Source organism: Bradyrhizobium sp. SPXBL-02, from assembly GCF_051853065.1.
In the GTDB taxonomy this organism is placed as follows: domain Bacteria; phylum Pseudomonadota; class Alphaproteobacteria; order Rhizobiales; family Xanthobacteraceae; genus Bradyrhizobium.
Genome location: NZ_CP182474.1, coordinates 3,851,278 through 3,873,819, shown reverse-complemented (window position 1 = coordinate 3,873,819; position 22,542 = coordinate 3,851,278). Strand labels below are relative to the sequence as shown.

Here is a 22,542-nt window from a genome sequence, read left to right as displayed (position 1 = left end):
GGAGCGGCCCCTTTCCACTGCTCAAGGCAGTTCGGTTGGGGCCATCAATAGCAAATTATTCGATCACCTCGTCGGCGCGGGCCAGCAGCGCCGGGGGAAGGGTCATGGCGAATGCTTTTGCCGTCTTCAGATTGATTAGAAGTTCAAATCTGGTCGCCTGATAAATCGGAATGTCACCCGGTTTGGCTCCTTTCAGGACTTTGTGCACGTCATCGGCCAACTGCCTGAACAGCTCCGCGAGATTGAGAGCATAACCCATCAGTACGCCGGCTTCGACGTAATCGCGGTACGGACATATCGTCGGCAGGCGTTTTTTCATGGCGAGCTCGGCGATGAGCTGGCGGTTGGCGTAAAGATCACCCTCTCCGCTCACCAGCACGGCATCCGGCCGTTGCTCCGATATCGCATCGAAGACACGCTCAATCTCCGACGGCTTCCCCTCCTGCGGGAAGACAAAAGCCAGTGAGATTCCCAGACGCGCGGAGGCATTTCGCAAGACTTGGCCGACAGACCCTTCCCATCCGCCGCGCATCCCCAGAAATACGGCCTTCTGCATCGAAGGAATGGCTTCTTTCAAGAACTCCAGCCGCTTGCCCCAGATCTCGATGCCGGCATCAAGCGTGATGCCGGTGAGGTTGCCGCCGGGTCGCTGCAGATTGGTCACCAGCCCCGCCTGCAGCGGGTCCAGCATGAAAGCAACAATCGGTATCGTACTGGTTGCCGCCTTGAACATGGTTACGACGGGATTCGTTCCGGTGACGATGACATGCGGATTGCGAGCCACGATTTCACGGACCACGTCGGCATAACGGTCGTGGCGCCCCTCGGCCCAGTAGCGCTCGATGATCAGATTTTGTCCTTCTACGTAACCCAAACGGCGCAACTCACCGAAAAAGGCACGCCATGCGCTGCCCCCGCCCGTTTCAGTCAGAAGCGTCGGGGGGATTGCCGGATGGAACATCGCCAGCAGCGGCGGTCTCGCCGCTTGCTGCGCGCGCGCCGCCAGCGGCGAGACCGCCGCGCCGCACAGCAGAGTAATGAGCTCGCGTCGCCTCACTGCCATGCCTCCGCACGCTGACCAAAATGATAGCACACCTCGACAAGGCGGGAGACTGCTGCGCTGCGGAATTCCGGCCCCAGCTTAGGCCTGGACTGGTTACAAGCGCCCTTCGGCGAGCGCCGTCCCGCGTCACATCGCTATACAGAAGCCCTGTATACGGGAGTATAGTCGCCAAAGGCATGTTCCTGATCAATCTTGGGCAACTCTGGGACGGGACGCAATCCGGTCCGACAATCGGTCGATTAATTCATCACGCGTGAGCAAGAGATGATCATGCAACATGCGATTCAAGCGCCGCCGGTCGCGCTCGATGTCGAGTGAGCGCAAGCGCCCCGAGGAGGCACTGCGCGAGAGCGAGGAGCGCTTTCGCACGCTGGTGCAATTCTCCTTTGATGTGTACTGGGAAACGGACGCGCAGCATCGCTTCATCCGCCAGGAGTTCGCCGAGACGCTTCCCGAGCCGCCGGTCTCCGAGATCGGCAGGACACGATGGGAGGTCCCGTATCTCGAACCTGACGCAGATGGCTGGCGCAAACACCGGAAGATACTCGACGCTCACCTCCCGTTTCGCGATTTCGAGCTCGCGCGGCCGACGCCCGACGGCGGCAAGCGCTATATTTCCGTCTCTGGGCTGCCCATCTTCGACGAGACAGGGAACTTCGTGGGTTACCGCGGTGTGGGGCGCCACATCACGGAGCGCAAGCGCGCCGAACAGGCGCTGATCGAGAGCGAGGCCCGTTTCCGTACCTTCGTGGACCACGCGACCGATACGTTCATGCTGCACAGTGAAGATGGTCGCGTTCTCGACGTAAATCGGAATGCCTGCGAAAGTCTCGGCTACAGCCGGACCGAACTGGTTGGGGCAAGTGCGGCCTTGTTCGATCTTGAGATGGATGAAACGATTTGGCGTCGCAACCGCGAGCGTCTCAAGACCGGCGGCATCGCTACGCTCGAGAGGCGCTATTTCCGAAGGGACGGCACTGTGTTTCCCGTCGAAGTTCGTATGCGGGAATTCTGCGTAGGCGGACAGTCCCGAATCATTTGCCTGAGCCGCGACATCACCGAACGCAAGCGAACCGCCGAGGCGTTGCGCGAGATGCAGGCTGAACTGACACACGCCAATCGCGCCGCGGCAATGGGCCAGGTCACGGCTTCGGTGACACACGAATTAAGCCAACCAATCACCGCGGTGCTCTGCGACGCAGAAGCCGCACTGAACTGGCTGGGAACACAATCTCCGAATTTCGAAAAGGCACAGCAGGCGCTCATATCCATTGTTGCAGAAGCCAAGCGAGGCGGCGAGATCATCAGTTGGATCCGTTCCTTGATCAAGAAAGCTCCGGCGCCGAAGGAGAGCGTCGATGTCAATGGTGCAATCCTGGACGTGATCACCATAGCCCGTAGCGAGCTGATCAAACATGATGTCTCGATTCAGACCGACCTCGCTTCGGGCTTGCCGCTCGTGAAGGGCTATCGCGTTCAGCTGCAACAGGTGGTTCTCAATTTGATCCTCAACGCGATCGAGGCAATGAACTGCGTCGACGTTGGCGGACGAGAGCTGCGGATCAGCACGGCCGCAAATGCATCAAATCTCGTCGTTGTCGGCATACGGGATACCGGACCTGGACTTGACGTCGCAATCGTTGACCGCGTGTTCGAGCCCTTCTACACCACCAAGCCGGACGGGACCGGCATGGGCTTGTCGATTTGCCGATCGATCATCGAGGCGCACGGAGGTCGACTTTGGACCGGTGCGAATGAACCAAGGGGGGCCGTGTTTCACTTTAGTCTGCCTTCGGAACAGGGGTGATCCACGCCGCTTCAACGTAACTCACGGCTTCGCTGTTGCGTTTCTTGGCGTCTGGTCTTTGGAGGGCAGCTCACGCGAAAGCTGCTGAGAAAGCGCCACCCGCCCTGGCGCATCGTTGCGAGCACGATGTCGGCGGCGAGCACGCTCCGCGATGTGTTGCCGGTCGACATGATCTGACCGAGCCTGGCAAAGGCCTCGACCTGCTCTCGGCGGCGCGGCGCATCCGTCAGCAGCGCACAGAGCGCCGGCGCCAGCTTCTCCGGCGTGCACGCAGGGCTCTCACCCACATCTGCCGAGAGGAGCCGGATTGGCATCGACCGTACCGTGACTTACGCGCCATAGGCCGGTGCCGTTTTTGCCGACATACACGGGATCTGCCTCGACCGTTGTTCACGGGCTGGTTGCGAAAACGAGGATTGATCCAGTTGCGCGAAACAACCGCGGCTTGTGAAACCTGGAAAAACAGGCTTAGCTAAGGGAACAGCGTCCAAGCGGCGGCACGGACCCACGCATCAGAGTGACCACGGATACACCATGGCCTTCCCCCGTGAACCCGATGCCAGCCCAAGACCCGACCCGCTTGTAGGGCCGGACGTCTCGCGAGAGGTTATTCCTGGTCAGCGCAAGCTGGTGGCCGTGCTCGCGGCCGACATCGTGGGTTACAGCCGATTAATGGAAGCGGACGAGGAAGATACCCACAAGCGGGTCCTCTTGCTGCGCGCAACCACTATCGACCCGACGATCGCGAAGTACAGGGGCCAGGTGATCAAGAACACCGGAGACGGTTTTCTTGCGGTTTTTGACAGCGCAAATGACGCCTCCCAATGTGCGCTTGCAATTCAGCACGGCGCCAATGCGATGTCGGCGGAAGAACCGGAACATCGGTTCATCAGTCTCCGGATGGGGATTAACGTTGCCGACGCGATCTTTGAACGCGAAGATATTTATGGCGATGGGGTGAACATCGCCGCTCGGCTTCAGACCTACTCCGAGCCCGGCGGCATCGTCGTCTCAGGTGCCGTCGCGGATCAGATCAGTGAGCAGGCCGGCGTCTCCGTCGTCGACTTCGGCGATCTGCATCTGCGAAATCTGTCGCGCCCCGTCAAAGCGTTCGGGCTGCGCATCGATCGTTCACCTCATCCGGTGGCAGATAGTCCGGTCAGAGCGCAGGGACGTCCATCGATTGTCGTTCTGCCATTCCGCAATCTTGCCAGTCAGGATGATGCCTATTTTGCCGAAGGGATTGTCGACGAAATCATTCACGCGCTCTCCGCGCTGAAGGAGCTGTTCGTGATATCGCGCGGGTCGACGCTGGGTTATGGCAGCGAGATCATCGATGTCCGCGCCATCGGTCGCGAGCTGGGCGTGCGCTATGTGCTCTACGGCAGCGTTCGCCGCTCCGGCGGGCGGCTGCGTATCAATACCGAGCTCAATGACACCGAGTCGGGCAACATCATCTACTCCGATCGTCATGAAGGCGAGCTCAGCGAGCTGTTCGCACTGCAGGAGCAAATCTCGACGCGCGTGGTCACGACCATCGCTCCACATGTTCGCGAGTGGGAGCGTGCACGGGCTCTGCGCAAGCATCCGCAGAATTTGACGGCCTACGATCTGGTTCTCCAGGCGTTGAGCTATCTATACCGTATGGACTACGACTCGTTCTCGCGGGCGCGCGGATTGCTACAGCAGGCCGTCACGCATGACCCCAACTATGCGCCGGCCTATTCATACCTCGCGTACTGGTACATGTTCAGGGTCGGCCAGGGCTGGTCCACCGACGCCGCTGCCGATAGCATGGAGGCGTCGCGCAATGCGTCCAAGGCAATCGAGCGCGATGGCAACGATGCGCTCGCTCTGGCAATCGACGGTCACGTGCATTCGTATCTGTTCAAGGATTTCGAGACAGCAACCCGCCTGTTGGACCGGGCGATCACGGTCGGTCCCAATTCGGCCATGGCGTGGACGATGAGCAGTGCGACCTGCGGCTATCTCGGCGAGGGCCCAACCGCGGTCTTGCGCGCCGAACACGGCCTGCGCTTGTCGCCCCTGGATTCACACGTGTTCTGGCACGAGCACCTGCTTTCCCAGGCGCACTACATCAACGGCAATTTCGATGAAGCGGCCGCCTGCGGTTGGCGAGCGGCGAAGCATAATGAGCGTTTCACCTCGAACTTCCGCATCCTCGCAGCCAGCCTGGTGGCCATCGGAAAGTTTGTGGAGGCGCGCCAGATCGCGGAACGCCATATGCTGATCGATCCGAATTTCCATTTACAGGCCTGGGCGGACCGCACGCCGCTCAACGCGGCCACCCGCGACAATCTTCGACAGCGGCTCAAGGCGGCAGGATTTCCAGACTGAGTTTTAAGCAAGCGATAGGCGGCAAATCATTGGGAGGCTGCGATGGCAGGCAACGCCGGAAATGCGGGAAACGCAGGTAACGCTGGGAATGCGGGAAACGTCGCCAATGCAGGCTCGGGCGGCGGCGGTTGGATCTTTCCGGATCGCGTGGACCTGCCGTTCATTACGGAAACGGGCGTCAGCACCAACCGCACCACGGTCACCGAGTTTCCGGACCGGAGCTGGACCCCGGACTGGTACGCTTGGCGGCTGCTGGCCGAATTCGCCATTCACGGCGGGTGGAGCACGATCACGGTTGCCCAACCAAACTATGCGAACACCGGAGCTGAGATCGACGCGCTCGTGACGATGGCCAAAGACGAGCGGGCGGATGCGCTCGGCGAGATTTTTGCGCAGAACGAGGAGTTTCTGAGCTACTTCATGGCGCTTCTCAACGTCACGCCGAACTCGCATCCAAACACCTGCCGCGTGATCACGACGGCAAGTCTGATCGCGCTCCAGGTCGCGATGCATTGGAAAGCCTACTACAAGCGGCCACGACCCTCGCAAATCTGCCCCGCGCTGTTGCCGCCGATTCAGGTTCCCGGCCACGCCTCCTATCCGAGCGGGCACGCGACTCAGGCGCATTTGGTCGCGCTCTGCCTCGAGCCGGTGTTACCTGTGTCGGTGAAGCCGATGGCGAATGATCTCACCATTCTTGCCCGTCGTATCGCGCGAAACCGCCAGATCGCCGGTCTCCATTACCAGAATGACACGGACGCCGGCGTCCAATTGGCCAGTGATCTCTTCCAAATTATGGACAACAAAACCTCCGTGCCAAGTTATGATGACTTGGTCGCAGCTGCTCAGGGGGAGTGGCCATGAGCGCGCGCGCGAGCGGTGTCGAGCAACACACGCTTCCGTCGCGGGACGATTTGAACGCGGGTCTGCGTCGGCAGATATTGCTGCCACCGCCGCCACCGCCCAAGGACTTCGACGCGCTGAATGCCGATGCGCGGGAGCTCGAATTCTTCCGGCTTCCGCCCAGGCCGCCCCTGGTCGCGGGACGCCGGGCCGAGACGTTGTGGGCCAGGCTTCTTTCCAAGCCTATCGAAGTTCTGCCCATGATCTACCCGGGCTCCGCGACCGACTTTCGTGTCAACCGCGGCCGTTTGGGCTCAGGCCATCCCGGCCGACACGAAACCAGCTTCAATTGGTCGGGCGCATGTATTGCGGCGATGGAGGGCACCCAGTTCACACAGGTGTGGGGGGCCTGGGAGGTCCCTACGCCCAGTGCTCACTCGTTTCCGCCGGGCGATTATCGCTGCTCGACCTGGATCGGGATCGATGGCCATCGGCGATTCGATACTTCGCTGCCGCAGATCGGGACGACGCAAAAGATCGTGGTCGCCAACGACGGCAGCGTCGGGACGCCGACCGCGGAAGCATGGGTTCAATGGTGGTTTCGCGGTGACCGCGATACGGGTCCGTGGACACTTCCCAACTTTCCGGTGGAACCGGGGGACCACGTCAGATGTGTTCTGACCGTCATGGCGCAGGACCACGTCCGTTTTTTCATCAAGAATGAATCGAAAAATGGAAAGTCGCTTTCGGTCGATCTCCTTGCGCCGACGATTCCACTTCCCGGCCCGATCGGAATTCCGATCGAATTTCCGGCGCGGGGCCGTACGGCGGAGTGGGTCACGGAGCGCCCCACCGTCTTGCATGCGACGGACCTCTATCGCTTGCCCAAGTATGGCGTGACGAAGTTCGTGGATTGCTTCGCGCTCGCGGGCACCGGCGGGATCGGCTTTCAGCCTCAAGATCTGGAGAATGCCAGGCTGATCAAGATGATCGAGATCCGCGACAATCCGCATCGGACCGCGCCATTGTCAAAACCGGAAAAACTGGACCAGCAAACCGTACAAACCAGGTTTGTGGGCTGAGGATTTTTTAGCTCGTTCGCCGGCCCTGGCGCATCGTCGCGAGCACGATGTCGGCGGCGAGCACGCTCGGCGATGTGTTGCCGGTCGACATGATCTGATCGAGCTTGGCGAAGGCCTCGACCTGCACGCGGCGGAGCGGCGAATCCGTCAGCAGCGCGGCGAGCGCAGGCGCCAGCTGCTCCGGCGTGCACGCCTCCTGCAAATATTCCGGAATGACATCCTTGCCGATCACAAGATTGGCGAGGATCACCGAGGAGACGCGGATCGCGCGGCGCAGGATGAAGGCCTCGATCGCGCCGACGCGATAGGCAGTCACCATCGGAATGCCTGACAGCGCGAGCTCGAGCGTCACCGTGCCGGACTTCGCCAGCGCGGCGTGGGCGATGCGGAAGGCAGCTCGCCTCTCGTTCTCGCCGATTACGATTTGCGGCTTGACCGGCCAGTTCGCGACGCCCTCGCGGATGGTGGCTTCGAGATGCGGCATGGTCGGCAGCATCAATTCGAACGCGCAGCCCTCACCCCTTAAGCGGCCGAGCGTTGCGCCGAACACGCCGAGATGATGCCTGACCTCGCTGCGGCGGCTGCCGGGCAGCACCAGCAGCACCGGCGGCTTACCCTCGCGACGCTTCTGCTCCTCCGCGCTCGGACGCAGCGAGCTCAATTGCTCGATCAGGGGATGGCCGACATAGCTGCAGGGCGGCCCGCCGAGCTTGCGGTATTCCTCCGGCTCGAACGGCAGCAGGCCGAGCACATGGTCGACATAGCCGAGCATGGTCCGCGCCCGCCCCGGCCGCCATGCCCAGAGCTGCGGCGAGACGTAATCGACGATCGGGATCGCCGGACTGCGCGAGCGCACCTGGCGGGCGACGCGATGCGTAAAGTCCGGGCTGTCGATGATGACGAGCACGTCGGGCGCGGCCGCGGTCACGGCATCGGCCGTCTCGCGGATCAGCCGCAGGATCTTCGGCAATTGCTGCACCACCGCGGCAAATCCGACGATCGACAGCTCCTCGATGGGAAACAGCGATTCCAGGCCCTCGCGCGCCATGGTGCGGCCGCCGACCCCGACGAACTGCACGCCGTCGCCGAGGCGCTGGCGCAGCACCTTCATCAAGGCGCTGCCGAGCCGGTCGCCGGATTCCTCCGTCGCGATCAGGAAGATTTTGCGCTTGGGATCACGCGACATCACGCGGGCAAGCCGATGACGAAGAGATATTTGGCATCGGCAAGCGCGATCATCGCCTGCGGCTCGGCGGCGATGGTGTTGCCCGCGATGACGGCGATGCCGGCAAGGCCGGCGGCCGCGACGCCCTCGATGGTGCGCGGACCGATCGTCGGCAGGTCGAAGCGCAGATCCTGGCCGCTCTTCGGCGCCTTCACCAGCACGCCGCGTCCGGTGGCGGCGCGGATGCGGCCCTCCTCGCGCAGCCGCGCGACGCGTGCGAGCAGCGCGTCGGTGCCCTCGATGTCCTCGACCGCCACCACATGCCCGTCGATCACGACCGCAGCCTGGCCGATGTCGAACGGACCGAGCGCGGTCAGCACCGCCCGACCGCGCGCGATGTCGGTCTTGCTGGCCTCGCTCGGCCAGGCGCGGCCGATGCAGCCCTCGGGCATCAAGAGATCCGGTGCGACGTCCTTGATGCCGACCATGCGGAAGCCGTCCTGCTCGAGGATGCGCCCGACACCCGACAGCAGATGATCGTCGCCGCCGCGGAAGGCGCGGATGACGTTGCCGAGCAGGCGCAGCGTCTTGATGTCGAACCGGATCTCGGACAGCGACGGCCGCACCAATGTGCCGATGAAGATCAGGTCGCGGCAGCCTTCCTCGCGGAACAGCCGCATCGCGCGGCCGAGCTGGCCGACCGAGATCCAGCGATGGCGGAACTTCTCCACGCGCTGGGGATCGCAGGCCCCGCGCAGCGGGAACAGCACCGGCGTGATGCCGTGCGCGGCGAGCGACTCGGCGACCGCGAACGGCATGGCGCCGCCGCCGGCGACGATGCCGACCGGTGACGAAACCTGCAAAGCCGCCGATGTCGTGCCCGCGGCCATCCCAAGATCACTCCAAGATCACTTCGCGATGGCGGGAAGACAGAGCGGGCGCTTGCCCTTGCCGATGAAGTCGAGGATTTCGGCGATCGCGGGGTCCTCGCCCGCGAGCGGCCGCGCCGCCTCCAGCCGCTCGGCGAAGGTGCCGGGGCCATGGAAGAGCTTCTGGTAGAACGCGCGCACGGTGGCGAGCCGCTGCTTGGTGAACTTGCGACGCTTCATGCCGATCAGATTGAGGCCTTCGAGAGCGGCATATTGGCCGTTGACGAGACCGAACGGAATGATGTCGTCGCGCACGCCGCACACACCGCCGACCATGACCTGCGCCCCGATGCGGGTGAACTGATGCACGGCGGACAGCCCGCCGATAAACACGAAGTCGCCGATCTCGCAATGGCCGCCGAGCGTTGCCGAGGTCGCGAAGATCACGTCGTTGCCGACATGGCAGTCGTGGCCGACGTGGCTGCAGTTCATGAAATAGCCGCGGTCGCCAACCGAGGTGACGCCCCCGCCGACAACGGTCCCCGCGTTCATGGTCACGGATTCGCGGATGGTGCAGCCGGAGCCGATCCTGAGCTGCGTCAGCTCGCCACGATAGCTGAGCGACTGCGGCGGCGTGCCCAGCGAAGCGAACGGATAGATGGTGCAGCCGTCGCCGATCGTGGTCTGCGCCGTGACGTGCACATGCCCGATCAGCTTGCAGTTCGCGCCGATGACGACGTTCGGGCCGATGATGCAATAAGGTCCGATCTCGGTGCCCGCGCCGATCACGGCGCCGTCCGCGATCCGTGCGGTGGGATCAATCTTGCTCATCAAGCCAATCTTACTCGTCAAGAAGGTCTGGTTATATATTGAAGTCGCTCGGTTTTCGGCTGGTTAGCGCGACTATGCCCGATCTGTCCAGTGACGTATCATCTCGCCGTGTTTCAAGTGCCGGATGAGGCAGCGTTGCCGTCCCGTCGCCAGGTTCATGCGGAGCTTCAACGATCGTGGTCAGGACCCTGATCCTTCTACTGGCACAGCTCGCGAGCACACCGATCGTGTCCGAGGCGGTCGAGACCGGCGAACACCGCCTGGTCGATCTCCAGACTTTCGAGTGCCGGGACATCACCCGCAGCACGGTGCTTCAGCGGGTCTGTTACGATCGTGCGCAGCAGGACCTGATCGTCGCGAGCAACGGCGCCTATCACCGCTATTGCGGCGTGACGGCCGACACGGTGGAGCGCCTCCTCGGCGCGCCGTCCATGGGCCAGTTCTTCAACCGGAATATCAGGCGCGAGATGGCCGGCAGCCGCTACGATTGCACCTGAGGCGGACGCCCGGCTCCGCTCAATCGGTCAGCATGGCGCCGACGTCGGCTTCGGCGACGACCTGCCCGTTGACCTTGGCGTCGCCGTGAAACCACCACATGGCCTTGCGGCGGCCGAGCGAGCGCATGTGATACTCGATCGTGTCGCCCGGCAGCACGGGCTTGCGAAACTTGCACTTGTCGATGGTGAGGAAATAGACCGCCCGCGGCTTCTCGGTGCCCTCGACCGACTTGATGCCGATCACGCCCGCGGTCTGCGCCATCGCCTCGATCATCATGACGCCGGGATAGACCGGACGCTCGGGGAAATGCCCCTGGAACGCCGGCTCGTTGAAGGTGACGTTCTTGATGCCGATGCCGCTGTAATCGGCGCGGATGTTGATCACGCGGTCGATCAGCAGCATCGGAAAGCGGTGCGGCAGCGTCTGGAGGATCGCATTGATGTCCACCAGCTCGAACTTAACAGGTGATTCCGCCGTCATTCCCGTCCCTCGTCCTTCGGATCGGCCTTGCTGTCGCGCACCAGGCGCTCCACCGCGATGATCTCCTTGAACCATTGCTTGGTCGGCTTGGCAAAGAGGCCACCCCAACGGCCATTCGGCGGGATGTCGTCCTTGACCCCGCTCATCGCGGTAACCTGGGCGCCATCACCGATCTTGAGGTGATTGTTGATGCCAACCTTTGCTCCCAGCGCCACGTTGTCGCCGATCGTCAGGCTGCCCGCGAGGCCGATCTGAGCCGCCAGCAGGCAATTCCGGCCGATCGTCACATTGTGGCCGATCTGGACCTGATTGTCGATTTTGGTGCCCTCCCCGATCACGGTGTCGCGCAGGGAGCCGCGGTCGATGGTGGTGCCGGCGCCGACCTCCACATTGTTCTGGATCAGCACGCGGCCGGTCTGGGGGACCTTCAGATGCCCCTCGGGGCCGAAGAAGATGAATCCGTAGCCGTCCTGGCCGATCGAGCAGCCGGGATGGATCAGCACGTCGTTGCCGATCAGGGCGCATTGGATGGCCGTGCGGGCGCCGACATTGCAGTCCCGGCCGATCTTGACGCCGGGGCCGATGACCGCGCCGGCGCCGATCACCGTGCCGCTCCCGATCTCGACGTCCGGGCCGATGACCGCCAGGGGCTCGACGATGACGTCGTCCTCGAGCCGGGCCGAGGGATCGATGATGGCGGACGGTGCAATACCCTCGATGCCGAACCAGGATTGCGGCCGCAGCGCATCGGCGTGCCATTCCCGCGCGATCCGGACGAAGGCGCGGAACGGCTGCGCCACCCGCAGCACGGCCACGTGGGCAGGCACCTGGGCCTCGAAGCGTGGGCTTACCAGGCATGCCCCGGCGCGGGTCGCTTTGAGTTCCTCGAGATATTTGAGGTTGTCGAAAAAGGCCAAATGCATCGGGCCCGCTTCATCGAGCGAAGCAAGGCCCGTGATGACGTGGCCGCCCCTCGCCGGGTCGACCAGCTGCGCCTTGGTCAGCGTGGCGATGTCGGCCAACGCTGCGGCAGGCGGCTTTGTGAAGAAGGTCGGCTGCGCCATTCCACCCCGTCGCGGTCCGGCTTCGGCATGAAGCGGTCAGGCCGCATCATGCCTCATGTCTTTGATCGGCACGATCCCTTTCGGAAACCGGCTCCGGCGATCCGGATCGTGCCGTGCTGATCGAACTAGAACGTGGTGCCGCCGCCGAACCGGAACTCCTGCGTGCGGTCGTACTTGCCCTTGCTGAGCGGCACTGCGTAGTCGAAGCGCAGCGGTCCGAACGGCGACTGCCAGATCACGCCGACACCGACCGACGAGCGAACGACCTTGCTGTCGTCATATACGAGACCGGTGCAGGTCCCGGTGCTGTTCGGATTGATGGTCGACGGGATACAGCCCGGCACGTTGACCTCGTTGGTGGCGGTCCAGCTCGTCGGTCCCTTGTAGTCGTAGAGGCCGCCGGCGTCGGCATAGACCGCGCCCTTCAGACCCACTTCCTTGGGCAGGAACCAGAACGGCATCTGCAATTCGAGCGAAGCACCCCAATACTTGGTGCCGCCGAGCGCATCCTGCGTGCCGAAGGGGTTCAAGTCGCGCGGACCGATGCCGTTCGGGGCAAAGCCACGAACGAGGTTCGGGCCCATCTGGAAGTGGTCGAGCATGCGCAGATCGTTGCCGATCTTGTTCAGCATGCCGCCTTGCAGGCGGACGAGGCCGACGATGTCGGAGACGAGCGGCGTGTAGTACTTCGCGTCGACCACCGACTTCAGATAGGAGACGTCGCCGCCGACGCCGGCGAAGTCCTGCCGGAAGTCGACGAGCAGACCATCGGTCGGGTTCTTGTTGTTGTCCAGCGTGTTGTAGGTCAGCGTGTAGCCGAGCGCCGAGGTCAGAGTCTTGCCGTTGGCCAGCTCCTTGCGGACCGGCAGCGAGGCTTCGCCATCGTTGTAGCAGCCGAGGCCGTTGGTGGATGCAGCCAAGGGCGTACCCGTCGCCGCCGAGTAGGCCGGACTGGGGTTGAATGCCGATGACAGCGGGTCGTTGTTACAGTTGGCCAAGTAGCTCGGCAGCGTGATCTCTTGCCGATAGATCGAGTAGCGCACCTGGAGCGAGAGATCTTCACGCAAGGAGAAGCCGAGTCGCGGCGAGAAGCCGAGCGTCCTGGTGCCGTAAGAGATGTAGCTGTTGGACTTCTGCTCACGCTGATAGAGGTCGAGGCCGAGCGCGACGCGGTAGTCGAGCAGATATGGCTCGACGAACGACAGCGAGTAGCCGCGGGCATACTGGCCATAGGTCACCGACGCCTTGGCGAACAGGCCGCGACCGAGCAGGTTGCGCTCCGAGATCGAGACTTCGGCCAGCGCGCCGTCGGTGGTTGAGTAACCGCCCGAGACCGAGAAGTCGCCGGTCGATTTCTCTTCCATGTCGACGATCAGGATGACGCGGTCGCTGGACGAGCCCGGCTCGGTCGTGATCTTCACGGTCTTGAAATAGTCGAGGTTCTTCAGGCGCCGCTCGGCACGGTCGACCAGCGCGCGGTTGTAGGCGTCGCCTTCCGAGATGTCGAACTCGCGGCGGATCACGTAGTCGCGCGTGCGGGTGTTGCCGCGCAGGTTGATGCGCTCGATATAGGTGCGCGGGCCCTCGTCGACGTTGAACACGACGGACACGGTGTGCGCTTCGAAGTTGCGGTCGCCGCCGGGCCGGACCACGGCGAAGGCATAGCCGCGCCGGGAGGCCTCGATCTGCATCTCCTCGACCGACTTCTCGACCAATTCGACGTTGTAGAGCGAGCCGACATTGATGCGCGAATAGCCGCGCATCGAGCTCGGATCGAAGTTCGGAATGCTGGTGCGGAAATCGACCGAGCCGACGCGGTATTGCTGACCTTCCTCGATCTTGAAGGTGACGTTGAAGCCCTTCTTCTCCGGATCGTACTCGGTGAGGGCCGCGACGACCTGCACGTCGGCGAAGCCGTTCTTGAGATAGAATCGGCGGATCAGATCGCGATCGGCTTCGACGCGATCGGGATCATAGACGTCACCGCTGCCGAGAAAGCTCAGCAGATTCGTTTCGCGCGTCTTGATCACGTCGCGAAGGCGGTAGGACGAGAAGGCATTGTTGCCGACGAACTCGATCGACCGGACGCCGGTCTTGACGCCCTCCTCGACCGTGAAGATCAGGTCGACGCGATTGTTCGGCTGCTCGATGATCTCGGGCGTGACGCGCACGTCGTAGCGGCCGGAGCGGCGATAGATTTCGGCGATTCGGAGCGTGTCCGACTGCACCATGGCGCGGGAGAAGGTGCCGCGTGCCTTGGACTGGACTTCAGCGGTGAGCTGCTCGTCCTTGATCTTCTTGTTGCCCTCGAAGGCGATGCGGCCGATCACCGGGTTTTCCACCACGGAGACGATCAGCTGGCCGCCGGAACCGCGGTTGATCCTGACGTCCTGGAACAGGCCGGTCTCGATTAACGCCTTGAGGCCGTCGTCGATGGCGGCCTGATCCAGCCGGCCGCCCGGGCCCGGCTTGAAATAGGAGCGGATCGTCTCCACCTCGACGCGGCGATTCCCTTCGACGGAAATCGACTGAACGGTCTGAGCGAGCGCAGACGAAGACACGAAAACAGCCCCAACCGGGGCAACCACCGGCGCGCCGAACAAGATCAGGGTCGCGATCAAGCCCCCCCGGAGTCGCAGTCCAAACTTCATCGCGCAACGCGCCCTTATCATTCCGTGCCAGACCCAACCCCAACGCCGGTCCGGAGATTCCCCAAGTTCAGGCCGCTTGTAGCCAATTTCGCCGACGCCGCAAACGGCCGAAAGCGCCGTAATTTCAATTTCATTCCAAGACGTTGCTCAACAGCAACGCCACAAAAAAGCCCCTATCAGGAAGCCGCCATCCGCAGGATGTCGTTGTAGGTCGCGAACACCATCAACATCAGCACGAGGCCAAGGCCGATTCGGAACCCCATTTCCTGGGTCCGCTCGGACAGGGGCCGACCCCGAACCACCTCGGCCGCATAGAACATCAGGTGGCCGCCATCGAGCAGCGGGATCGGGAACAGGTTCAAAAGGCCGATCGAGACCGACAGCACCGCGCAGAGATTGATCACGAACTGGAACCCGGCGCTGGCCGCCTGGCCGGACATTTTCGCGATTCCCAGGACTCCGCTGACCTCGTTCGGATTGCCCTGGCCGACGAACAGGGAGCCCAGGAACTTGAAGGTGCTGGTGATGATGAACCAGACCTGCTCGACGCCGATCTTTAGCGCCTCACCGACGCCGACCGGGGTGGTCGACGCCTCCCCGGCCTGCGACTTGTGCTCGACGCCGAGAACGCCGAGACGGTGGCTGTTGCCGAACGGGTCCTTGCGCTCCAGCAGCGCCGGGGTCGCGGTCAGCGAGACGATGGCACCGTCGCGCTTCACCTGGAAGGTAAGCGCCGAACCGGCGTTCATCGCAACGATTCGCTGCATGTCGGCAAAGCTCTCGATCGGCTTGCCGTCGATCTGGATGACGACGTCGCCGACCTTGAAGCCGGCCGCAGCCGCCGCGCCGTCGGCGACGACACCGTCGACCCGGGCGATCGTGCTCGGCTTGCCGTAATAGAGGGCCATTCCGGCGAAGATCAGCGCGCCCAGGATGAAATTGGCGATCGGCCCGGCCGCAACGATCGCCGCGCGGGGGCCGACCTTCTTGTGGTGGAAGCTGCCGGCGCGCTCCTCGGCCGTCATGGCCGCCAGCGTCTGGGCCGACGGGGTCGAGGCCTCGCTCTCGTCGCCGAAGAACTTGACGTAGCCGCCGAGCGGGATCGCCGAAATCTTCCAGCGGGTGCCATGACGGTCGTTGAAGCCGACCAGCTCGGGGCCAAAGCCGAGCGAAAAGGTTAACACGCGCACGCCGGCCCAGCGCGCGACCAGGAAATGGCCGAGCTCGTGGAAGAACACGACGATGGTCAGGACGAACAGGAAGGGAACCGCGTAGCCGAGGAGCCCATGGCTCAACGTATTGAAACTATGGACGAAAAAGTCGATCATCGAATTCCCTCACCCAGCGCCGCAAGGCCCTGGTCCCGAACCAACTAGGATGCCTTTAAGGCAATTTGAGGCAATAGGGCGGCGGCCCTATTTCGCGCAACATGGTCAACAGAGATTGCATCGTCCGCCGACATCAGGGGCGCCTGGTTGCCGCCCTTGATCCAATCCTCGAGCGTCGCCTCGACCAGCCGGGCAATCGCGCCGAACCGGATCTTGCCGGCAATGAAGGCGGCGACCGCAACCTCGTTGGCGGCGTTGTGACGGTTGTCGCGCCCTTCCCGGTCCGGAGCGATTCGTAGGCCAGCCGCAATCCGGGGAAGCGCTCGAAGTCCGGCGCCTCGAAGGTCAGCTGGCCGATCTTGGCAAGGTCGAGCTTGGCGGCCGGGCCCTTGATGCGATCGGGCCAGCCGAGGCAATGGGCGATCGGCGTCCTCATGTCGGGCGCGCCGAGCTGGGCCACGACCGAGCAGTCGGAAAACTCGACCATGCCGTGGATGATCGACTGCGGATGAACCAGCACATCGATCTCGTCCGGCGAGAGCGCAAACAAATAGGACGCCTCGATCACTTCAAGGCCCTTGTTCATCATCGAGGCCGAATCGATCGTGATCTTCTGGCCCATGCTCCAGTTCGGATGCTTCAGGGCCTGCTCGAGCGTCGCCTGCTCGATGTCCGCAGGCTTCCAGGTCCGGAACGGACCGCCGGAGGCCGTGATGATGACGCGGACGAGTTCGTCGCGATTGCCTGAGCTCAGTGCCTGGAACAGCGCGTTGTGCTCGGAATCGGCCGGCAGGATGCAGGCGCCCGCTTTTGCCGCGCGCTGCATGAAGAAGTCGCCGGCGCAGACCAGGCACTCCTTGTTGGCGAGCGCGACATGCGCGCCGCGATCGACCGCGGCAAGCGCCGGCTTCAGCCCGGCAGCGCCGCTCACCGCCGCCATCACCCAGTCCGCCGGGCGCGCGCCGGCCTCGATCACCGCACTTTCGCCGGCGCCGCATTCGGTGCTGGTGCCCGCCAGCGCGTCCTTGAGCTCGGCGAGCTTGGAGGTGTCGGCAATCGCGACATAGCGCGCGTTGAATTCCTTGGCGAGCTTGGCCAGCGCTGCGACATTGCCGTTCGCCGTCAGCGCCTCGACACGGTAGCGCTCGGGCGAGGCGCGCAAGAGGTCCATCGTGCTGTCGCCGATCGAGCCGGTGGCACCGAGGACTGTGATGCTGCGAATGTCAGACGCAGCAAGCCTGTTGTTACGCAAGGGAACGGCGCTCATATCCTCACCAAACCATAAGACCGCTTCCGGCGCTATGCACACCATGGCGGAGAAAGCCGATAATCCATGCCGCCAGGATGGCGGCGATAAAACCGTCCAGGCGGTCCAGTAGTCCGCCATGGCCGGGAATTAAGTGACTGGAATCCTTGACACCGAAGCGCCGCTTCACGGCGGACTCGAAGAGATCGCCGAGCTGCGACACCACCGACAGGACGGCGCCGACGAGCAGCAATGGAACCGCTTTTCCGATCCCGCAGGCGGCAAAGCCGGCGGCGACCGCAAGGCTCGCCGCAAAACCGCCGAGCGCGCCGGCCCAGGTCTTTTTCGGGCTCACGCGCGGCCATAATTTCGGACCGCCAATGCTGCGTCCGGCGAAATAGCCGCCGATGTCGGTCGCCCAGACCACCAGCAGCACGAACATCAGCGCGGAGAAGCCGTTGACGAGATCCTTCCGCACCAGGATCGAGGCCAGCAGCGCCGCCGCCGCATAGGCAAATCCGCTGGCCGCCCACAAGAACTTGCCCCGCGCGATCAGCGTCACGAGCGCGCCGCCGATCAGGCCGGTGACGACGGAAGTCTTGAGCGCGCCGAAAGCGACGGAGGCTCCCATCATGGCGATCACGACCGTCCCCGCCCCGGTCAGTGCGGCCGATCCTGCGCCCACCACCATCAGCCATTCGGCAAACAGCCCGATCGAGACCAGGGTGACGAAAAGCGCCCACAGCCAGCCGCCGGCATAGGCGATCGCAATGGCCAGCGGCGCCAGCACCAGCGCCGCGAGGACCCGCATCACCAGATTGCTCGGGGCAGGCTTGGCGCCCACCGGTGCAGAATCGGGTTCGTTCACGAGGCGGTCTTCGCAACCAGGCCGCCGAAACGGCGCTCGCGCCTGGCAAATTCGGCAATCGCGCTTTCCAGCGCCGCCTTGTCGAAGTCGGGCCAATGGATCGGCGCGAACACGAGCTCGCTATAGGCGGCCTGCCACATCAGGAAGTTCGACAGGCGCTGCTCGCCGCTCGTGCGGATGATGAGATCGGGATCGGGGATGTCGGGCGCGTCGAGATGCGCGCCAAGCGTCTCGGCGTCGATCGTGGCAGGATCCCGCCTGCCCTCCGCGACCTCGCGGGCGAGCTTCCGCGCCGCCTTCGCGATCTCCTGCCGCGAGCCGTAATTGAAGGCGACGACGAGCGTCAGTCGCGTATTGTCGCGCGTCAGCTCCTCGGCCTCGTTCAGCAAAGCGCAGATGTCGCTCTCGAGCCCCTCGCGCTCGCCGATGATGCGGACCTTGACGCCGTCGCGATGCAGGCTCGCCAGATCGTTGCGGATGAAGCGCCGCAGCAGGCCGAACAGGTCGCCGATCTCGCTCGCCGGACGCGACCAGTTCTCCGAAGAGAACGAGAAGATGGTGAGATAGCGGATGCCGAGCTCGTGCGAGGCGCGCACCACACGGCGCAATGCGTCCACGCCGCGACGATGCCCTTCCGCGCGCGGCAGACGCGCGCGGCCGCCCAACGCCCGTTGCCGTCCATGATGATGGCGACATGCGCGGGCGCCTCGGACCGGTCGGGTCCTTCCGTTGCGGGCGCGGCGGCGTTGGACATGAAGGCGATGCCTTAAACGGTGAGGATTTCTTTTTCCTTGGCGGCCAGCAACTGGTCGATCTCGGCGATGGTGCCGTCTGTCGCTTTCTGCACCTCGTCGGCGTGACGCTTCTGATCGTCCTCCGACATCTCGTGATTCTTCTCGAGCTTCTTGAGCACGTCGAGACCGTCGCGGCGGACATGGCGCGCGGCGACCTTGGCGGCTTCGGCATATTTGTGCGCGACCTTCACCAGCTCCTTGCGGCGCTCCTCGTTAAGCTCGGGAATGCGCAGGCGCAGCACCTGGCCCTCGGTCGCCGGCGACAGGCCGAGATTGGAATCGACGATCGCCTTCTCGACGGCCTTGACCATCGACTTGTCCCAGACCTGAACCGAGATCAGTCGCGGCTCCGGCACGCTGACGGTGGCGAGCTGATTGAGCGGCATGTGGCTGCCATAGGCCTCGACCTGCACCGGATCGAGCATCGAGGCAGAGGCGCGTCCCGTGCGCAGGCCGCCGAGCTCGTGCTTGAGCGAGGCGACGGCGCCCTGCATGCGGCGCTTCACTTCGTTGAGGTCGAAATTACCCGTGGCCATCATGTTTTCTCCTTCAAAATCCCGGCGACCGCTCCGCGCCGTTCCCTTTCGGGCGCGCCAGTTGAGCCGTCAGCCGGCGACGATGGTTCCGTGGCCGACGCCACGCAGAATCGCGCCGATCGAGCCCGGCTCCGCGATCGAGAATACGATGATAGGCAGCGATGTCTCGCGGGCAAGCGCGAAGGCGGTCGCATCCATCACCTTGTAGCCGCCCTCGATCGCCTGCGAATGCGTCAGGCGGTCGAACCGCGTGGCGGTCGGATCCTTCTTCGGATCGGCCGAGTAGACCCCGTCGACATTGGTGGCCTTCAGGACCGCCTGCGCGCCGATCTCGGCGGCCCGCAGCACCGCCGTCGTGTCGGTGGTGAAGAACGGATTGCCGGTCCCGCCGCCGAGCAGCACGATGCGGCCCTCGGCCAGGTATCTGTGTGCCGCGGCGCGGGTGAACAGCTCGGAAATCTCGGGCATGACGAAGGCCGACAGCGTCCGAGCCGGCGTGCCCTTGCGCTCGATCGCCGCTTCCAGCGCGAGGCAGTTCATCATGGTGGCGAGCATGCCCATGGTGTCGCCGGTGGTGCGCGACACCCCGCGGGATGAGACCTCGACGCCGCGGACCATGTTGCCGCCGCCGATTACGACCGCGACCTCGGTGCCGAGATGGCGGGCCGCGATCAGATCGTCCGCAACCCGGTCGACGGTCGGCTGATCGATGCCAAAGCCTTGCTGTCCCGCGAGATATTCGCCGGACAGCTTGATCACGACGCGACGATAGACCGGATCAGTCATGAGCACTTTCCTTGTCCGGGCGCCGCTTCCGGCGGCACGCCGGAAGGAACGTTCCGGCGCTTACTTCTTGCCGCTGGCCGCGGCGACCTCGGCCGCGAAGTCGCTTTCCTGCTTCTCGATTCCCTCGCCGAGAGCATAGCGCACAAAGCCGGCGATCTTCACAGCGCCGCCGACCTTGCCCTCGGCCTCCTTCACCGCCTGCGCCACCGACTTGCCGGTGTCGTGGATGAAGGCCTGCTCGAGCAGGCAGACTTCCTTGTAGTAGGTCTTGAGGCCGGACTCGACGATCTTCTCGATCACGTTCTCCGGCTTGCCCTGCTGACGGTACTTGTCGGCCAGCACGTCCTTCTCGCGCTTGACCACGGCCGGATCGAGGCCGGAGGGATCGAGCGCCAGGGGGTTGGCAGCGGCGACGTGCATCGCGATCTGACGGCCGAGCGCTGCGAGCTCGTCAGCCTTGCCCGGCGATTCCAGCGCCACGATCACGCCCATCTTGCCGGCGCCCTCGATGACGGCCCCGTGAACATAGTGCGAGACCACGCCCTGGCTCACCTCGAGCTGGGCGGCGCGGCGCAGCGTCATGTTCTCGCCGATGGTGGCGATCGCATCATTGATGGCGGTTTCGATCGTGACGTCGCCGACCTTGGCGGCCTTGATCTTCTCGACGTCGGCGCCGACGTCGAACGCGACCTGCGCGATCATCTTGACCAGGCCCTGGAACTGGCCGTTGCGGGCGACGAAGTCGGTCTCTGAATTGACCTCGACCACGACGCCCTTGGTGCCCTTGGTGAGTGCGCCGATCAGGCCCTCGGCCGCGACGCGGCCCGACTTCTTGGCGGCCTTGGACAGACCCTTCTTGCGCAGCCAGTCCTGCGCAGCTTCCATGTTGCCGTCGTTTTCGGTGAGCGCTGCCTTGCAGTCCATCATGCCTGCGCCGGTCGATTCGCGCAGGTCCTTGACCATCGCAGCTGTGATCGTTGCCATCGTTGAAAATCCTTTGTGCCTGCTGGTTTGCCGCGGCGCGGCATCAAATCGCCCCGCCGCGGTCCATCTCAGGAAGTCGCGTCAACTGAAATGGTGGCCGGATCCTATCCGGCCAACCCATCGCTCTTTTTGACTATTCCGCTTCCGCGGTCAGCGCCTTGGCCTTGGCCACCCAGGCATCCGCGCGGCTCGGCAGACCGACTTCTTCGCCGATCGTGTGCGCGGTGTCGTGGTCGAGCTCGGCGAGCTGCCAGTAGTGGAAGATGCCGAGATCGTTGAACTTCTTCTCGATCGCACCCGACACGCCCGGGAGCTTCTTGAGGTCGTCGGCGGTGCCGCGGGGACCCGCAAGGCCCTGGAAACCGCTCGAGGACGCTGCCGGCAGCTCTTCGGCGAGCGGCTTGGCCGACGCTCCGATGTCGACGCCCGAATCGCCCTGCGCACGCGAGATGCCGTCGATCGCCGCACGCGCGATCAGATCGCAGTACAGCGAGATGGCACGGCCGGCGTCGTCATTGCCCGGCACCACATAGGTGATGCCCTTGGGGTCCGAATTGGTGTCGACGATCGCGGCGACCGGGATGTTGAGCCGCTGGGCCTCCTGGATCGCGATGTCTTCCTTGTTGGTGTCGATCACGAAGATCAGGTCGGGCAGACCGCCCATGTCCTTGATGCCGCCGAGCGAGCGGTCGAGCTTGTCGCGCTCGCGCTGCAGCGTCAGGCGCTCCTTCTTCGTGTAGGAATTGGCTTCGCCGCCCGAGAGCACGTCGTCGAGGTGACGCAGGCGCTTGATCGAGGCCGAGATCGTCTTCCAGTTGGTCAGCGTGCCGCCGAGCCAGCGCGAATTGACGAAATACTGCGCGCAGCGCTTGGCCGCGTCGGCAACGCCGTCCTGGGCCTGGCGCTTGGTGCCGACGAACAGGATGCGGCCGCCCTTGGCCACCGTGTCGCTGACGGCCTGGAGGGCCTGGTGCAGCATCGGCACGGTCTGGGCGAGGTCGACGATGTGGATGTTGTTGCGGGTGCCGAAAATGAACGGAGCCATTTTCGGATTCCAGCGGTGAGATTGGTGACCAAAGTGCACGCCAGCTTCCAGCAGCTGACGCATAGTGAAATCGGGTAGTGCCATCGTTCTAGTTCTCCGGTTGGTTCCTCCGGAAACGTGTGAGCAAAACGGAGCGTTCTCGCCCCGGCTGCCACCGGACGGCCTTGTGAGCCATGTTTCCGTGTGAGATGGCGCGCTATATAGCGCCATTTCGGCCAGAAGCAAGGAAATAACGGGCCTTTGG

General features: G+C 63.8%; 18 protein-coding genes and 3 pseudogenes. 5 read left to right on the top strand and 16 right to left on the bottom strand.

Features of this window, described 5'->3' with window-relative positions:
• Positions 1-55: 55 nt before the first annotated feature.
• A complete protein-coding gene (locus ACNJYD_RS17975; protein WP_439367243.1) occupies positions 56-1,057 on the bottom strand; it encodes an ABC transporter substrate-binding protein in 1,002 nt (333 codons plus the stop codon).
• 283 nt (positions 1,058-1,340) lie between these two features.
• Here ACNJYD_RS17975 and ACNJYD_RS17970 point away from each other — a divergent pair, with 283 nt between their 5' ends.
• On the top strand, positions 1,341-2,870 hold the full coding sequence (locus tag ACNJYD_RS17970) for a PAS domain S-box protein (protein WP_439367241.1): 1,530 nt from the start codon (positions 1,341-1,343) through the stop codon (positions 2,868-2,870).
• 11 nt (positions 2,871-2,881) lie between these two features.
• Here ACNJYD_RS17970 and ACNJYD_RS17965 read toward each other — a convergent pair.
• A pseudogene (locus tag ACNJYD_RS17965) lies at positions 2,882-3,139 on the bottom strand (hypothetical protein); the annotation flags it as partial.
• A 265-nt stretch (positions 3,140-3,404) separates the two neighbouring features.
• On the opposite strand from ACNJYD_RS17965, the gene ACNJYD_RS17960 reads away from it, so the two are divergent.
• From ACNJYD_RS17960 to ACNJYD_RS17950, 3 genes are read left to right on the top strand one after another with little or no spacing between them, the layout of a single operon-like run.
• Complete coding sequence (locus tag ACNJYD_RS17960) at positions 3,405-5,228, top strand: adenylate/guanylate cyclase domain-containing protein (RefSeq protein ID WP_439367239.1); 1,824 nt, start codon at positions 3,405-3,407, stop codon at positions 5,226-5,228.
• A 42-nt stretch (positions 5,229-5,270) separates the two neighbouring features.
• A complete protein-coding gene (locus ACNJYD_RS17955) occupies positions 5,271-6,092 on the top strand; it encodes a phosphatase PAP2 family protein (protein WP_439367237.1) in 822 nt (273 codons plus the stop codon).
• Positions 6,089-7,153, top strand: a complete 1,065-nt coding sequence (locus ACNJYD_RS17950) for a G1 family glutamic endopeptidase (RefSeq protein WP_439367235.1) — start codon at positions 6,089-6,091, stop codon at positions 7,151-7,153. The genes ACNJYD_RS17955 and ACNJYD_RS17950 overlap by 4 nt, the downstream gene beginning before the upstream one ends.
• A gap of 7 nt (positions 7,154-7,160) precedes the next feature.
• On the opposite strand, the gene lpxB is transcribed toward ACNJYD_RS17950, so the two are convergent.
• From lpxB to lpxA, 3 genes are read right to left on the bottom strand one after another with little or no spacing between them, the layout of a single operon-like run.
• Positions 7,161-8,339, bottom strand: a complete 1,179-nt coding sequence (lpxB, locus tag ACNJYD_RS17945; RefSeq protein WP_439367233.1) for a lipid-A-disaccharide synthase — start codon at positions 8,337-8,339, stop codon at positions 7,161-7,163.
• Entirely contained in the window at positions 8,339-9,208 is an 870-nt protein-coding gene (locus tag ACNJYD_RS17940) for an LpxI family protein (RefSeq protein WP_172783583.1), read from the bottom strand. Before ACNJYD_RS17940 ends, lpxB begins: the two co-directional genes overlap by 1 nt.
• Before the next feature lie 18 nt (positions 9,209-9,226).
• Positions 9,227-10,018: an acyl-ACP--UDP-N-acetylglucosamine O-acyltransferase gene (gene lpxA / locus ACNJYD_RS17935; protein WP_212257230.1), complete on the bottom strand. Its 792-nt coding sequence runs from the start codon at positions 10,016-10,018 to the stop codon at positions 9,227-9,229.
• A 176-nt stretch (positions 10,019-10,194) separates the two neighbouring features.
• Between lpxA and ACNJYD_RS17930 the strand changes: the two genes are divergently transcribed.
• Positions 10,195-10,515 (top strand): KTSC domain-containing protein, encoded by a 321-nt coding sequence (locus ACNJYD_RS17930; RefSeq protein ID WP_260379316.1) that lies wholly within the window; start codon positions 10,195-10,197, stop codon positions 10,513-10,515.
• A gap of 19 nt (positions 10,516-10,534) precedes the next feature.
• On the opposite strand, the gene fabZ is transcribed toward ACNJYD_RS17930, so the two are convergent.
• The 11 genes and pseudogenes from fabZ to ACNJYD_RS17875 all read right to left on the bottom strand — a co-directional run bounded on the left by fabZ (position 10,535) and on the right by ACNJYD_RS17875 (position 22,382).
• Positions 10,535-10,996 (bottom strand): 3-hydroxyacyl-ACP dehydratase FabZ, encoded by a 462-nt coding sequence (gene fabZ, locus ACNJYD_RS17925; RefSeq protein ID WP_024341283.1) that lies wholly within the window; start codon positions 10,994-10,996, stop codon positions 10,535-10,537.
• Positions 10,993-12,060: a UDP-3-O-(3-hydroxymyristoyl)glucosamine N-acyltransferase gene (gene lpxD, locus ACNJYD_RS17920; protein WP_172783580.1), complete on the bottom strand. Its 1,068-nt coding sequence runs from the start codon at positions 12,058-12,060 to the stop codon at positions 10,993-10,995. The genes fabZ and lpxD overlap by 4 nt, the downstream gene beginning before the upstream one ends.
• A gap of 125 nt (positions 12,061-12,185) precedes the next feature.
• On the bottom strand, positions 12,186-14,711 hold the full coding sequence (gene bamA, locus ACNJYD_RS17915) for an outer membrane protein assembly factor BamA (protein ID WP_172783579.1): 2,526 nt from the start codon (positions 14,709-14,711) through the stop codon (positions 12,186-12,188).
• A 176-nt stretch (positions 14,712-14,887) separates the two neighbouring features.
• Positions 14,888-16,039 carry an RIP metalloprotease RseP gene (rseP, locus tag ACNJYD_RS17910; RefSeq protein ID WP_439367229.1) on the bottom strand — a complete coding sequence of 384 codons (1,152 nt, stop codon included), beginning with the start codon at positions 16,037-16,039 and terminating at the stop codon, positions 14,888-14,890.
• Positions 16,040-16,083: 44 nt separating this feature from the next.
• Positions 16,084-17,306, bottom strand: a pseudogene (dxr, locus tag ACNJYD_RS17905) (1-deoxy-D-xylulose-5-phosphate reductoisomerase).
• 4 nt (positions 17,307-17,310) lie between these two features.
• Complete coding sequence (locus ACNJYD_RS17900; RefSeq protein WP_439367227.1) at positions 17,311-18,153, bottom strand: phosphatidate cytidylyltransferase; 843 nt, start codon at positions 18,151-18,153, stop codon at positions 17,311-17,313.
• Positions 18,150-18,907: pseudogene (locus ACNJYD_RS17895) on the bottom strand (isoprenyl transferase). Before ACNJYD_RS17895 ends, ACNJYD_RS17900 begins: the two are co-directional and overlap by 4 nt.
• 12 nt (positions 18,908-18,919) lie before the next feature.
• Complete coding sequence (gene frr / locus ACNJYD_RS17890) at positions 18,920-19,483, bottom strand: ribosome recycling factor (protein ID WP_025036556.1); 564 nt, start codon at positions 19,481-19,483, stop codon at positions 18,920-18,922.
• Positions 19,484-19,552: 69 nt separating this feature from the next.
• Entirely contained in the window at positions 19,553-20,269 is a 717-nt protein-coding gene (pyrH, locus tag ACNJYD_RS17885; RefSeq protein ID WP_439367225.1) for a UMP kinase, read from the bottom strand.
• 60 nt (positions 20,270-20,329) lie between these two features.
• Positions 20,330-21,253: a translation elongation factor Ts gene (tsf, locus tag ACNJYD_RS17880; RefSeq protein ID WP_124158103.1), complete on the bottom strand. Its 924-nt coding sequence runs from the start codon at positions 21,251-21,253 to the stop codon at positions 20,330-20,332.
• A 133-nt stretch (positions 21,254-21,386) separates the two neighbouring features.
• Positions 21,387-22,382 (bottom strand): 30S ribosomal protein S2, encoded by a 996-nt coding sequence (locus ACNJYD_RS17875; RefSeq protein ID WP_172783573.1) that lies wholly within the window; start codon positions 22,380-22,382, stop codon positions 21,387-21,389.
• Between the last annotated feature and the right edge of the window lie 160 nt (positions 22,383-22,542).

What these genes read in the sequence shown, in the direction of transcription:
- tsf (WP_124158103.1), bottom strand. Translation starts at nt 21,253, where the DNA reads ATGGCAACGATCACAGCTGCGATGGTCAAGGACCTGCGCGAATCGACC.
- pyrH (WP_439367225.1), bottom strand. Translation starts at nt 20,269, where the DNA reads ATGACTGATCCGGTCTATCGTCGCGTCGTGATCAAGCTGTCCGGCGAA.
- ACNJYD_RS17875 (WP_172783573.1), bottom strand. Translation starts at nt 22,382, where the DNA reads ATGGCACTACCCGATTTCACTATGCGTCAGCTGCTGGAAGCTGGCGTG.
- lpxD (WP_172783580.1), bottom strand. Translation starts at nt 12,060, where the DNA reads ATGGCGCAGCCGACCTTCTTCACAAAGCCGCCTGCCGCAGCGTTGGCC.
- ACNJYD_RS17955 (WP_439367237.1), top strand. Translation starts at nt 5,271, where the DNA reads ATGGCAGGCAACGCCGGAAATGCGGGAAACGCAGGTAACGCTGGGAAT.
- fabZ (WP_024341283.1), bottom strand. Translation starts at nt 10,996, where the DNA reads ATGACGGCGGAATCACCTGTTAAGTTCGAGCTGGTGGACATCAATGCG.
- ACNJYD_RS17940 (WP_172783583.1), bottom strand. Translation starts at nt 9,208, where the DNA reads ATGGCCGCGGGCACGACATCGGCGGCTTTGCAGGTTTCGTCACCGGTC.
- ACNJYD_RS17970 (WP_439367241.1), top strand. Translation starts at nt 1,341, where the DNA reads ATGCGATTCAAGCGCCGCCGGTCGCGCTCGATGTCGAGTGAGCGCAAG.
- lpxB (WP_439367233.1), bottom strand. Translation starts at nt 8,339, where the DNA reads ATGTCGCGTGATCCCAAGCGCAAAATCTTCCTGATCGCGACGGAGGAA.
- frr (WP_025036556.1), bottom strand. Translation starts at nt 19,483, where the DNA reads ATGGCCACGGGTAATTTCGACCTCAACGAAGTGAAGCGCCGCATGCAG.
- rseP (WP_439367229.1), bottom strand. Translation starts at nt 16,039, where the DNA reads ATGATCGACTTTTTCGTCCATAGTTTCAATACGTTGAGCCATGGGCTC.
- ACNJYD_RS17950 (WP_439367235.1), top strand. Translation starts at nt 6,089, where the DNA reads ATGAGCGCGCGCGCGAGCGGTGTCGAGCAACACACGCTTCCGTCGCGG.
- ACNJYD_RS17960 (WP_439367239.1), top strand. Translation starts at nt 3,405, where the DNA reads ATGGCCTTCCCCCGTGAACCCGATGCCAGCCCAAGACCCGACCCGCTT.
- lpxA (WP_212257230.1), bottom strand. Translation starts at nt 10,018, where the DNA reads ATGAGCAAGATTGATCCCACCGCACGGATCGCGGACGGCGCCGTGATC.
- bamA (WP_172783579.1), bottom strand. Translation starts at nt 14,711, where the DNA reads ATGAAGTTTGGACTGCGACTCCGGGGGGGCTTGATCGCGACCCTGATC.